Below are 12,668 nucleotides of genomic sequence, written 5' to 3'. Positions count from 1 at the left end.
GGCAGCGTGAAGATGCGTTGCGGGTACAAAAGGAGTCTAAACATGACATCAGTTGATGCACCAGTTCTCAGTGAAGAGGATCTTCGTACCGAAGCGTGGAATGGTTTTACTGACGGCAATTGGAAGAAAGACATTGACGTACGCGACTTTATATTAAAGAACTATACGCCATATGAAGGTGACGAAAGCTTCTTGGCAAATGCCACTGAAAAAACGAAGCACATGTGGAAGTATCTCGACGACAACTACTTGGCTGTTGAACGTGAACGTCGTGTTTATGATGTTGAAACTCATATCCCAGCAGGCATTGATGCAATGCCAGCAGGCTACATTGAAAGCCCAGAAGTAGATAACGTAATCGTCGGTTTGCAAACTGATGAGCCTTGCAAGCGCGCTATGATGCCAAATGGCGGTTGGCGCATGGTTGAGCAGGCTATTAAAGAAGCTGGCAAGGAAGTAGATCCTCAAATCAAGAAGATCTTCACCGTCTACCGCAAGACTCATAACGATGGTGTATTTGGCGTTTACACCAAGAATATTAAGATTGCTCGCCACAACAAGATTTTGACCGGTTTGCCAGATGCTTACGGCCGCGGTCGTATTATTGGCGATTATCGTCGTGTGGCTCTTTACGGCGTGAACATGCTTATTGAGTTCAAGAAGCGCGACAAGGATTCGATTCCATACCGTAACGATTTTACCGAGACTGAAATTGAGCATTGGATTCGCTTCCGCGAAGAGCATGACGAGCAGATTAAGGCTTTGAAGCAGCTTATTAACTTGGGTAACGAGTACGGTTTGGATTTGACTCGTCCAGCTAAGACCGCTAAGGAAGCTGTTCAGTGGACTTACATGGGCTATCTTGCTTCTGTTAAGAGCCAGGATGGCGCTGCAATGAGCTTCGGTCGCGTTTCTGCATTCTTTGATTGCTACTTTGAGCGCGATTTGAAGGCAGGTTTAATTAACGAAACCGACGCTCAGGAAATTATTGATGCTCTTGTTATGAAGCTTCGTATTGTGCGCTTCTTGCGTACTAAGGATTACGACGCAATCTTCTCTGGTGATCCTTACTGGGCAACTTGGTCCGATGCAGGCTTCAGCGAGGACGGTCGCACTTTCGTAACCAAGACTTCGTTCCGTTTGCTCAACACTTTGACTCTTGAGCATTTGGGACCTGGTCCTGAGCCAAATATCACTATTTTCTGGGATCCAAAGCTTCCAGAAGCTTATAAGCGTTTCTGCGCACGAATTTCTATCGACACTTCTGCAATCCAGTACGAGTCCGATAAAGACATTCGTGAGCACTGGGGTGATGACGCTGCTATTGCTTGCTGCGTTTCTCCAATGCGCGTCGGTAAGCAAATGCAGTTCTTCGCTGCTCGCGTGAACTCTGCAAAAGCTTTGCTTTACGCAATCAACGGCGGTCGCGATGAAATGACCGGTATGCAGGTTATTGATAAGGGTGTTATTGACCCAATCAAGCCAGAAGCTGACGGTACTCTCGACTACGAGAAAGTTAAGGCTAACTACGAGAAGGCTTTGGAATGGCTTTCCGAAACCTATATTGAGGCTTTGAATATCATCCACTACATGCACGATAAGTACGCTTACGAGTCCATCGAAATGGCTTTGCATGATAAGGAAGTTTATCGTACGCTTGGTTGCGGCATGTCCGGTTTGTCTATTGCTGCAGATTCCTTGGCTGCTTTGAAGTATGCAAAGGTTTACCCAATCTACAACAAGGATGCTAAGACAACTGAAGGCCACGAGTACGAGTACATTGAGGGTGGCGACGACGACTTAATCGTTGGCTACAAGACTGTTGGCGAGTTCCCAATTTACGGTAACGACGACGATCGTGCAGACGACTTAGCTAAGTGGGTTGTGAGCACTGTTATGGGTCAGGTAAAGCGTTTGCCTGTGTACCGTAATGCTGTACCAACTCAGTCCATTTTGACTATCACTTCTAACGTTGAGTATGGCAAGAACACTGGTTCCTTCCCATCCGGTCACAAGAAGGGTACTCCGTACGCTCCAGGCGCAAACCCAGAAAACGGCATGGATTCGCACGGCATGCTTCCTTCGATGTTCTCCGTTGGAAAGATTGATTACGACGATGCTCTTGACGGCATTTCGCTTACGAACACCATTACTCCTGATGGTTTAGGTCGTGACGAAGACGAGCGCATCAGCAACTTGGTTGGCATTTTGGATGCTGGCAACGGTCACGGTTTGTACCACGCGAACATCAACGTGTTGCGTAAGGAACAGCTTGAAGATGCTGTTGAGCACCCAGAAAAGTATCCGCATTTGACGGTTCGAGTTTCCGGCTATGCAGTGAACTTCGTGAAGCTCACTAAGGAGCAGCAGCTCGACGTTATTTCTCGTACATTCCACCAGGGTTCAGTTACTGACTGATTTGGTTGATTAGTAAACACCGCCGGGAGCGAGGCTAGTTTCGCTCCCGGCTTTTGTTAATTGCGTATATTATTTATTATTTATTTATAAATAGTTTGGAGGGCAGTTAGATGGCTGAAAACACAGCGTTTCGTACTACTACTCAGCATATGCTCAAAGAGTCAAAAGAGTATGCTCGTCAAACTTTAATGGGTGGACTTTCCGGCTTTGAATCCCCAATTGGGCTAGATCGAAAAGATCGCCTTGTTGCTCTTAAAACAGGCGATATTGGGTTTGTGCATTCGTGGGATATTAACACTTCTGTTGATGGCCCGGGAACTCGTATGACAGTGTTTATGAGCGGTTGCCCGCTTCGCTGCCAGTACTGCCAAAATCCTGATACTTGGAAAATGCGCGACGGCAAGCCAGTCTACTTAGATGCGATGATTAAAAAAGTTGACCGTTATCAAAGTCTTTTTAAGGCAACAGGCGGCGGAATCACTTTTTCTGGCGGCGAGTCCATGATGCAACCAGCTTTTGTATCTAGAGTTTTTCGTGCTGCAAAAGAAATGGGCGTGCATACTTGCTTAGATACTTCGGGATTTTTGAATCGTAATTACACGGACGAAATGATTGAAGACATTGATCTTTGCCTTCTTGACGTTAAATCAGGAACTGAAGAAACGTATAAAAAAGTAACTGGCGGCTTGCTTCAGCCAACTATTGACTTTGGTCAGCGCTTGGCAAAGGCTGGTAAGAAGATTTGGGTGCGTTTTGTGCTTGTTCCAGGTTTGACTGACAGCGAAGAAAACGTTGAAAAAGTTGCTGAGATTTGCGATTCGTTTGGGGATGCTGTTGAGCATATTGACGTGCTTGGCTTCCATCAACTAGGTCGCCCAAAGTGGCATGAGCTTCGAATACCGTACCCTCTTGAGAATCAAAAAGGACCTTCTAGGACACTAAAAGAGCGAGTTGTAAACCAGTTCAAAGACCACGGTTTTGTTGTGTACTAGACTGAACCTCGATGCGTTTTAGGCAATTTTTGCGTATTGTATTGTTTTTTTTTTGAAGGATTTTTGTATAATTACACAAACACCCTTTTTAGAGAAAGGATACGCAATGAAGCGCAGAATAGGTTGTTGGATTGCATTAGCTTTTGCATTAGCGTTAGCTATTTTTGCACGGTGTAACGATCAGTTTGGCTTTGGCACAGCGCTTATTATTTTAATTGTTTTGCCGATAATTTTGTTGCCGATAAATATCGTTGCGGCTTTCGATAAGAAACTTCTTATTGAAGTGCCAATAATATCTATTGCTATAACCATTGCTACAGAACTTGCCACTTTCCCAATAAGAGATTTAGGTTTACATACTGTCTACGTTATCCCAACAGTTTTAGTTTCGGCAGTCGCATTTACTCTTACTAGATTCCTTAAAACCAAGCTTGTTAAGAGCATAACTCAATAAGATCAAACAATAAAACAGATTGATTATTTAATTGATTATTTATTTTTTGAATAGTCGTAGTTGTGTGCGAAAGTTGAAGCCGTGTTACAAGATGCATAATCTTTAACACGGCTTAAATATATCTTGCGCAATATTTTGCAAAAAGTACAGAATAAGTTGCAAAAAACGTAAGAATTTGACTAAAGCATTCAAATCGGGAGGCGTACTTGTTCGAGGAACCAAAGCTTTTAAAAGAGCCTAGGGAAGGAGTTCCAGAAGTCATTGATACGCTTGAAGCATATAAAGAATATTGTAGCTTATTGGCAGCAGGTTCCGGTTCTTTAGCTGCAGATGCTGAGCGAGCTTCCGGTTTTAGATATGGTCATGAAGATTGGTTGATTCAGTTTAAACGCAAAGGTGCAGGAATAGGGTTACTGGATCCAATAGAACTTACAAAACTTGGAGCTGATTGGAACGAATTTAACAAGGCTGTAGGAGATGCGCCTTGGATTATTCACGATTCGATGCAAGATTTGCCAGGATTTTTCGATATTGGTTTGCGTCCTCGTGCTTTATTCGATACCGAGATTGCAGCTAAATTACTTGGAAGAAAGCGCTTTGGTTTAAGTTCTGTAACCGAATATTATTTGGGTTTGACGCTCGCAAAAGAACATTCTGCAGCGGATTGGTCTTACCGCCCACTTCCTAGAGATTGGCGAAATTACGCGGCTTTAGACGTTGAATTGCTAATCGAATTAGAAGAAGTAATGCGTGGCGAGCTAAAAAAGCAAGGTAAGCTTTCCTGGGCGGAAGAAGAATTTAAATACTTACTTAATAAGGGTGCACAAAAGAAAGCTCCGCATCCGCGTCCATGGCTTAAAATATCGCATATAAGTGTGCTTATGCACGATCGTGTTGGTTTAGTTATTGCGAAAGCATTGTGGCAAAAGCGAGATGCTTTAGCGCGTGAATATGATATTGCGCCAACTCTGCTACTTTCTGATGCTGCGATTATTGAAGCTGGTAAGCGTAAACCTAGTAATGCGCGCGCGTTTCGTGCTATTCGTTCTTTGAATGAGCGAGTGCGAGTACACACTGGCAGTGAGCAAGACAAAATGTTCGAGCGTTACGCTCCAATTCAGCGCAAAATTAAACCATCTATTTGGAAAAACGTTATAGAGAATGCTATTTTGCGCGCTAAATCTGGTGAAACAGCTATGGATGATGTGCATCCAGTATTACCGAATGGAGCTATTCAACTTAATTCGCGCGAATCTCGTAAAACGAGCGTACTTAAATCAACAGATACTGACGAGTCACAAGGTTCTAACGATTGTCAGGATTGCCATGATTTATCAGATTCGCAGTATTTACAGGATATGCAAGATTCACAAAGCGCTCCTAGATCTATGAAATATTGGCGAGAACATCACCCTAAGCGTTATGAGCGTTTACAAAGAGTAAAAGCTGAGTTAAATCAAATTTCTGAATACACTCATACTCCTGCAGAAATTATTATCAAACCACAGATTATTCGTAATCTTTGCTGGCGTGATGATGCGCAAGATATTGATGTTAAAACATTCTTAAGTGAGCATGGTGCTCGCGAATGGCAAACCCGATTGGTAGCTGAGTCCGTAACTCGCGCTATCATGTAACGGTTGTGCCATACGGCAGAAGCTAGAAAAAACGTAATTTCAGGAGCGCAAGCGTGAAAATCAGCGTCAGGAATCTTGAGCCAACTAAAGTTAAGCTCACCATTACCGCAGATCTCGAAGACTTCAAACCATTCTTGGAAGAAGCTCGTAAGGAGATTGCTAAGCAAATTAACGTGCCAGGTTTCCGTAAGGGACATGTGCCAGGCAAGATTGTAGATCAGCGCGTCGGTTTCGCAGCTGTTGCCGGCGAAGCCGTAAATTCCGCTGTACCAGAGCTTTATTCTAAGGCTTTGGAAGAAAAGAAGATTCGCCCAATGGATCAGCCAGAATTTGACGTTCAGGAAGTTCCAACGTCGACTGATGCAGATGCAAGTCTTAAGTTTGTAGCAACAGTTGAGCGTCGTCCAGATTTCAAGTTGAACAAGTTCAAGGGCGTTGAGATTGAAGTTGAGAAGCCAAAGGTTTCCGACAAGGATGTCAAGGAGCGCTTGGAAAGCCTCCGTCAGCGTTTTGCTACTTTGGTTGGTGTTGACCGTCCTGCAGCTAAGGGTGATTACACTAACATTGATTTGGAAGCTCGTATCGATGACGAAGTAGTTGATGCGCAAGAGGGCGTAAGCTACGAAATCGGTTCCGGTGTGTTGCTTGACGGTTTGGATGAGGCTTTGGATAGCCTTTCTGCCGGTGAAGAAACCACCTTTGAGGGTACTCTCGAGTCCGGTAAGCATAAGGGCGAGAAGGCTCAGATCAAGGTTAAGGTTAATTCCGTAAAGACTCAGGAATTGCCAGAGCTTGATGATGATTTTGCTCAGGAAGCTTCTGAGTTTGATACTTTGAAGGATTTGAAGGCAGATATTCGCAAGGCTTGCGAGCAGGCTGCTGAAGGTCGTCAGGCAACTAATGCCCGTGACGCATTCCTTGTTAAGCTTCAGGAAGAAGTTGAAATTCCTGTGCCAAAGGGCGTTTTGGACAAGGCTGTTTCAGAGCATTTGAAGGGCATGACCCCTGATCCTGAAAAAGCTACCAAGAAGCAGAAGGACGAAGCTCAGCAGGCTGCTGAGAAGGAACTTCGCGACCAGATGGTTCTTGACGCTTTGGCTGAACAGATGGATGTGACTGTTTCCCAGGCTGACGTCACCAACTTCTTGGTTTCTGTTGCTCAGCAGTACGGCATGGATCCAAACCAGTTCATTAACGCAATCGTTAACAACGGTCAGCTTGGTTCCGCTGTGCAGGAAGTTGCTCGTTCTAAGGGCTTGCTTGCTGGTATGCGTGCTGTAAAGTTCGTTTCCGGCGGAGAAGCTCTTGACTTGAGTGCATTCTTGTCTGAGGATGATGACGAAGACGAAAGCGTGAAGGCTGCTTCTGCTGCTGCAGAAGTTGCTGACGAACTTTCTAAGTAGTATTTTTCAAGCAAGAAAAAAAGTTTATACTTTCTCATATTTGCTAAAAACCCAGGGCTTTAGGGGCGTTCACTTAGGGATTTAATTCCTAAAAAAATTATCGGCGTAATCGGTATTACTACCGGCTACGCCGATTTTACTTATGGAGTGGAATATCAACTGCACCTATGTAATTCCACTGTATCCATATGGTTTGTTTCTTGGTTCTTGTACCTGCTACCTTTTCAGATTTTTCAACATAAATCTTATCTACAAAGGTTCGAATGATCTCTGCATTAAGTTCTTGTATATCTGTGTATTGTCGTACTAATTTCAAGAAAGAATCTACGTTGAGACATTCCTCTTGCGCTTTAGAAATAAAGGCTTCAAGGGATTCAATCTTGCTTTTCAGTTCAGCTTGTTCCTTGTCGTAGGACTCAGACATGCTCTTAAATCGTTCATCAGAAATTTTACCGTCTAAGTTGTCTTCATAGAGATGCTGAACAATTGTGTCAAGTTTGCTAATTCTTGCTTTTGCTTGCTCGAGTTCCCTATTAGAGGACTTTAACTTTTGGGTTAGTTCTTTCTCGCTTTTCTTCATCACAAGTCCCACGAACTCTTCTTCGTGCTGTTTGGCAAATGAAGTAATAGTTCTAAGCTCGTGAAGCAGTATTGCTTCGATCTGAATATTTCTAATTTGATGTGATGAGCATTTGCCTTTTTGCTTACGATAGGTAGCACAGACAAAGTATTCTTTATCATGGCTCCAATCTTTTCCTCGAACCTGATAAAGCTTGTTACCACAATCCGCACAAAATAGCATTCCTGATAACACTGGCATTTCTCCAAGATTGGCACGCACTCGTCTACCATTTCTTATACGTTGAACTATGTCAAAAGTTTCCTGGTCAATAATTGCTTCGTGTGTGTTTTTGAAAATTAGCCAGTCTTCTTTGGGATTCAATAATGTTTTCTTGCACTTGTACGATTTCTTTCTTGTTTTGAAATTGACCGTATGCCCAAGATATTCTTGCTTTTCAAGCATATTAGAGATAGTTTTTTGATTCCAGACTCCCTTAATCTCCGATTTCGCGGAAGGAATTTTAATACCAAGAGAGAAAAAATGCTCAGAAGGTGTTGGAATATTCCTTTTGATTAGCTCATTGGCAATCTGGCTAGGCCCATACCCATTAACGCAGAGTCTAAAGATTTCACGCACTACACTGGCAGCTTCTTCATCTACAATCCAATGATTTTTATCTTCAGGATCCTTAAGATATCCGTAAGGAGGATTGATGCAGAGCGGCTTCCCACTTTGTCCTTTTGCTTTAAACACAGCTTTTATTTTTCTGCTTGTGTCTTTAGCATAAAACTCATTGAAGATGTTGATGAAAGGTGTCATGTCGTTGTCTGACTGATTATTGCTATCTACGCCGTTATTTATTGCAATAAAGCGAATATCAGCGTTAGGGAATACCATCTCTGTATACATACCAACTTGCAGATAATCTCTACCCAAGCGTGACATGTCCTTGACGATAATGGTTCCAATCTTTCCTTCGTCAATGAGAGCAGTTAATTTAAGCCAATCAGGTCGCTGGAAATTAGTACCCGAGTAGCCATCGTCTACAAAGAACATAAGATTGTTGAAATGATTGTCCTCGGCATACTTTTTCAGCATGCTCTTTTGATTGATGATGGAATTGCTGTCACCTTGTAATTCATCGTCTTTGGATAAACGGCAGTAAAGTGCCGTTATCTTGCCTACATTATCTAGAGTATAAGAAGGCTGTCTATTTAGTTTATTCATCTGTTTTCCTCCTTTCCGACAGCCTTCAAGCGGTCAGTATATATTCCCGTATAACTCAGAATTTATCAAGTTATTTAGCTTCTATTACATGGTTTAAATTGCTTAAAATAAGGTGTTTGATTAGGTCTTTGACACCTTTCTTAGCACTCTTGCTTTCAAGAGAGTGAACCGTAAATTCAGTATTTCCGATTCTTAACACTTCGGTTTTTACCGGTGTATCCTTAATTTGTTCATCCATGCATTTTGACCTCTTTTTTAAGAAAGTTGCAATACTTTAATTGCTTCAGGATGTACCAGTTTCCCATCCAAATACTCAAAAGAGAGGTAACCTATCTGGTCTATAAGAGAAAATATTTCGTTTAGAACCTTGATGGTTGGGTTATGGCGTTCGATAATCCAATAGTTGGAAAAATCACCAAAGGCGATAACTTTCGCTCCCTTTTGAGAAGAAGGCATGGCATTGTCAATGACCACAGGTCTGCCCATTAAGTTGCCATCAAAATCAGATAGGATGTATGATCCGGTAGTGTCCTTTAAGGTTTGAAGATAAAGAGCAGTTTCATCATTCATAAGCCACGTGGCATTTTCTCGATACTTACTATCTAGCGAGAAGAATAAACGTTTGATGGCATCTGCGGAAATCTCTTTTGCTTGCACAGCAACCTCAGCACCTGATGTATCTGATAAAATTCCTGTCGGTTTAGTTATTCCATCACCATTTATAAAAGCTTCTGACTCACTCAATATGAATTGCTTTGTCAATTCGCTTGTTATGAACTCTTCGATATCAAAGTCAAGGTCAGCTGCAAAATCCGTACCCAAACGAATGAGGTTAACTAGGGTATACTCCGTTACATCAATACGCTTAAAACCATCTTTAATAGGCATATACGTCATGATGCTTGTGTCATAATCTTTCATCCATTTGGTGAACGGTGAGGCTTCATAGATGAACAATTTACTTGCTTGGGAGTGTGCTTTTACCACTGTACACAGTTTTCTAAGATTACTTTTGTTTGCAAGTTTTGCTTCGAGTTTTGCTAGAGAAGAAGTCGGCAAATCATATGCACCTGTATGAATGTGGCGCAGTTTTCCTGCAATATTGTTCGCATTACCATTTGCGTCGCGCAGTACGTTCCAAAACGTGTTGTGGTAGTCCTGACTTGCTAGTTTCATTTCTTTTTCAATATCTCTGTTAATCATAATTGTTAGTTCCTTTCATTACTGTTTTCTGCAATTACTGCAGTAATTTGCTTGATTTTGCCCATTTACCCTTTTGAATTCGCTGTTTTTGCACGCAAGACCCTGCGCCCGTTCCCGAAGGGGTACTCTTTAGAGATTTGACCCCCCCTAGGGGGTTAGGTTCAGAAAGTAGTATGCGAATAAATTTCTAACAGCACAGTACCTAGGCAGGTTTTCTTTCTTCAATGTTGTCAAAAAGCTGAAATCATTTCAGTATTTTGATTTGTGCATGATAGTATTTCTTCTTCATGTTCAACACAGGTTTGCGATACGAATTACGCAATCATAGGCACCACCTCCTTAAACGTGGCATGATGTGGCAGTTAAATTTCGTTATTGCCTTATAGGGTTATATGGGGATATAGGTTATTAACTGCCACTAGTTGCCACTTAAAAAATCGCTAAACTCACTTTTAAGCCTGTAGCCTTTAAGAAGCGTGGTTTTTTCTCCGCCTGTCTTGGGACGCTTTCTTACAACCTCGGCAAATTTTCTTAATTCCTGATTGAAGTTTCTGCTGTTCTCAGAAAAACAGCCGTTATCAATGCACCACTTCTTGTAGTGGTCGTATACAACTGCCGTTCGAATCTCAGAGCTCTGGTCTTTAACGAGTACATCTTCAGCAAACTGTGCCATCTTGTCACTGTCGTGGGCATAACTAAAAATGGCATCAAGAACGCTATTAGGCGGCTTAAAGCCTTCATCTCGGAGGTGGGTAAAGCCTTCAAGAAGCCAGTTTAAAATGGCACTTTGCACCTCTTTTTTAGAAAACTCCGCCTTTAAGGTTTTATCCTGTTCCCACGCTTCAAAATGCCTGTTAAAGGGAATAATCTGCATGCGGTCGCTACTAAACACTGTCATATCGCTGATGACGGGCAGATAATTGGTGTTCACGTACAGTTTGAACTGTGGTTTAAAGTCAAAACTGTTCTCATGCAGGAATCGAGCGTTTAAGGTATCACTTCCCGTCATGTATTTAACTTGGGCTGAATTAAGGAATAGTCCTCGGCTCGGCTCAGATATATTGGCAAAGCGAACACCGGCAAGGCGTGCTACATCCTCGGTCGGCTGTGAGCTATTAGGGTTCTTCTTTAGAGCAATGGTTTCCGCGCGTACCGCTTTTCCGTAATCGCCCATCACAGACAGAACGCTTTCCATGAGTGTGCCTTTACCGTTTCTTGTGCTTTCTCCAAAAAGAAAGAACATGCACTCATAGCGTGTATCACCGCTTAACGCATAGCCTAATGACTTTTGAAGATACAAGGCTTTCTCACAATCTCCGCTCATAATTTCATCGACAAACTGGCGAAAACGTTCACTTCTTGCCTTCGGGTCATAAAACACAGGTGATACTTTGGTAATAAGATCTGTTGCTAAGTGCTTGCGAAATACACCGTGCTGAAGGTCTAAAGTTCCGTTTTGGCAGTTAAATAGATAAATGTTCTTATCGAACGCTTCCATCGAAATGGGGTAAACGCTTTGAGCTTCCTTGATATAAATCTCACGGTTACGACGGCTGCTCCATTTGTTCCAATACTCAACAAGCATGGAACGGGTTCTCTCGTCTTTAATGACACCAGCATAACGTATAAGAGAAAGAGCTAAATCCTTGCATAGTTCCATCGTTTTAAGCGTTCCAATATCGCAAGTCCAACGTACACCATCGAAGATGAACCACATTTTGCGCTCCGGTACATAGTGCAGAATGTTTTGGAAAATATCAGCAAACAATCTGCCATTACCTAAATCACCGTTGCGATATCGTATATTTTCATCAGGCTTTAGTTCCTGTAATTTAGATAAGAGATCATCAAAGTCTTCCTCAGCACTTGCATTATGGAAAGGCTCATAGAAGGTATGACATTTAGAAACAGCTTTCTGAATGGTTGTGTTGCCATAAGTATCCGCGCCACGGTGTTCATCCCACTTAGGACGGAATAAAGCAGACTTACGAAAAAGTCGGTCTATTTGCTCCTTGTTACCGCCACAGTAAAAGGCAAGAATAGACACAAGCGCGGCATCTGCTTCGCTATGAGAAGGGTAAGCCGAAATGTCACCATGCCAAAGTGCTGTAAATTTAGCTCCATTTATGGCGTTGCCAGCTTTTTCAATAACAGATGTATCGCTTAAATATGACCTTGTACACGCGTTATTTTCTTTTTCATGAGTGTTTATGTTTCGCTTCATGTACGTGTCTAAAAGCCACATGATGGCTTCATCGTCTTCTAAAAGCTCGCCTTCCTGATACACGTCGCCCGTAACTGTTAGATAGCGATTCGTAGCTAGAGCGCTGTAAACCTCAATATCCCCATGCTTGATGTAATAAGACTTTTTATCGTATGCGCCGTTAAACAGAAGCAAGATATGAAAGCCATGCTTACTTGGGCTGTATTCGATATAAGCGTGCTTGAAATGGGCAATAATCTCTTTTGCCCAGTCTTTAATGATGCCATTATCGATGCAGTGGTCTAAATCGATGCCTAAGAGGTTATCAACAAGCTTTATACCAATTCCGTCGTATTGGTCTTTTACTTTCATGGCATCATCAAGCGAGGTGAAATCGCTTAAGTTGTCTGTAGCTGCTTTCTTTCCCGTTATGGGGTTATAAGGCGGCTTAGTGAGCCTACCGTTTTCTTGCTGCTCGTACTTCCATGAACAAAAGATATTCTTGTTCTTTAGTGCTTTTGGCAGTTTCTCTAGATCCATATTTGATCCTCCTTTTCTAGAAGGCTTAT

9 protein-coding genes are annotated in these 12,668 nt (G+C 42.4%); 5 read left to right on the top strand and 4 right to left on the bottom strand.

All coding sequences use genetic code 11. The features are described 5' to 3' along the window. Window positions 1–42 precede the first annotated feature (42 nt). From pflB to tig, 5 genes are all read left to right on the top strand, one after another. The gene (gene pflB / locus HXT50_RS02325; RefSeq protein WP_004106337.1) at window positions 43–2,418 is read left to right on the top strand and encodes a formate C-acetyltransferase; all 2,376 of its coding nucleotides are present in this window, start codon (window positions 43–45) and stop codon (window positions 2,416–2,418) included. 110 nt (window positions 2,419–2,528) lie between these two features. Beyond that, window positions 2,529–3,410: a pyruvate formate-lyase-activating protein gene (gene pflA / locus HXT50_RS02320; RefSeq protein WP_421776972.1), complete on the top strand. Its 882-nt coding sequence runs from the start codon at window positions 2,529–2,531 to the stop codon at window positions 3,408–3,410. A gap of 106 nt (window positions 3,411–3,516) precedes the next feature. Beyond that, complete coding sequence (locus HXT50_RS02315) at window positions 3,517–3,864, top strand: hypothetical protein (protein WP_004106331.1); 348 nt, start codon at window positions 3,517–3,519, stop codon at window positions 3,862–3,864. 206 nt (window positions 3,865–4,070) lie between these two features. Continuing rightward, complete coding sequence (locus HXT50_RS02310; protein ID WP_421776971.1) at window positions 4,071–5,501, top strand: HRDC domain-containing protein; 1,431 nt, start codon at window positions 4,071–4,073, stop codon at window positions 5,499–5,501. 53 nt (window positions 5,502–5,554) lie between these two features. Next, window positions 5,555–6,904 (top strand): trigger factor, encoded by a 1,350-nt coding sequence (tig, locus tag HXT50_RS02305; protein WP_012914242.1) that lies wholly within the window; start codon window positions 5,555–5,557, stop codon window positions 6,902–6,904. A 136-nt stretch (window positions 6,905–7,040) separates the two neighbouring features. Here the strand turns inward: tig and HXT50_RS02300 are convergent, their stop codons facing one another. The 4 genes from HXT50_RS02300 to HXT50_RS02285 all read right to left on the bottom strand — a co-directional run bounded on the left by HXT50_RS02300 (window position 7,041) and on the right by HXT50_RS02285 (window position 12,639). After that, window positions 7,041–8,693, bottom strand: coding sequence for a recombinase family protein (locus HXT50_RS02300; protein WP_421776970.1), 1,653 nt, complete (start codon window positions 8,691–8,693; stop codon window positions 7,041–7,043). Between the two features lie 70 nt (window positions 8,694–8,763). Further along, the gene (locus HXT50_RS02295; RefSeq protein WP_180947200.1) at window positions 8,764–8,931 is read right to left on the bottom strand and encodes a hypothetical protein; all 168 of its coding nucleotides are present in this window, start codon (window positions 8,929–8,931) and stop codon (window positions 8,764–8,766) included. A 17-nt stretch (window positions 8,932–8,948) separates the two neighbouring features. Then, the gene (locus HXT50_RS02290; RefSeq protein ID WP_070469374.1) at window positions 8,949–9,896 is read right to left on the bottom strand and encodes a phage major capsid protein; all 948 of its coding nucleotides are present in this window, start codon (window positions 9,894–9,896) and stop codon (window positions 8,949–8,951) included. 418 nt (window positions 9,897–10,314) lie between these two features. After that, complete coding sequence (locus HXT50_RS02285; RefSeq protein ID WP_004121944.1) at window positions 10,315–12,639, bottom strand: phage/plasmid primase, P4 family; 2,325 nt, start codon at window positions 12,637–12,639, stop codon at window positions 10,315–10,317. Window positions 12,640–12,668 lie beyond the last annotated feature (29 nt).

This window comes from Gardnerella sp. KA00243, assembly GCF_049244105.1.
GTDB lineage: Bacteria > Actinomycetota > Actinomycetes > Actinomycetales > Bifidobacteriaceae > Bifidobacterium > Bifidobacterium leopoldii.
Note: the sequence above shows the minus strand (reverse complement) of the source record. Positions and strands in the feature narration are given on the sequence as shown.

Excerpts from the sequence above, each read along its gene's own strand:
- pflB (WP_004106337.1), top strand. The coding sequence starts at position 43 with ATGACATCAGTTGATGCACCAGTTCTCAGTGAAGAGGATCTTCGTACC.
- pflA (WP_421776972.1), top strand. The coding sequence starts at position 2,529 with ATGGCTGAAAACACAGCGTTTCGTACTACTACTCAGCATATGCTCAAA.
- HXT50_RS02315 (WP_004106331.1), top strand. The coding sequence starts at position 3,517 with ATGAAGCGCAGAATAGGTTGTTGGATTGCATTAGCTTTTGCATTAGCG.
- HXT50_RS02300 (WP_421776970.1), bottom strand. The coding sequence starts at position 8,693 with ATGAATAAACTAAATAGACAGCCTTCTTATACTCTAGATAATGTAGGC.
- HXT50_RS02295 (WP_180947200.1), bottom strand. The coding sequence starts at position 8,931 with ATGGATGAACAAATTAAGGATACACCGGTAAAAACCGAAGTGTTAAGA.
- HXT50_RS02290 (WP_070469374.1), bottom strand. The coding sequence starts at position 9,896 with ATGATTAACAGAGATATTGAAAAAGAAATGAAACTAGCAAGTCAGGAC.
- HXT50_RS02285 (WP_004121944.1), bottom strand. The coding sequence starts at position 12,639 with ATGGATCTAGAGAAACTGCCAAAAGCACTAAAGAACAAGAATATCTTT.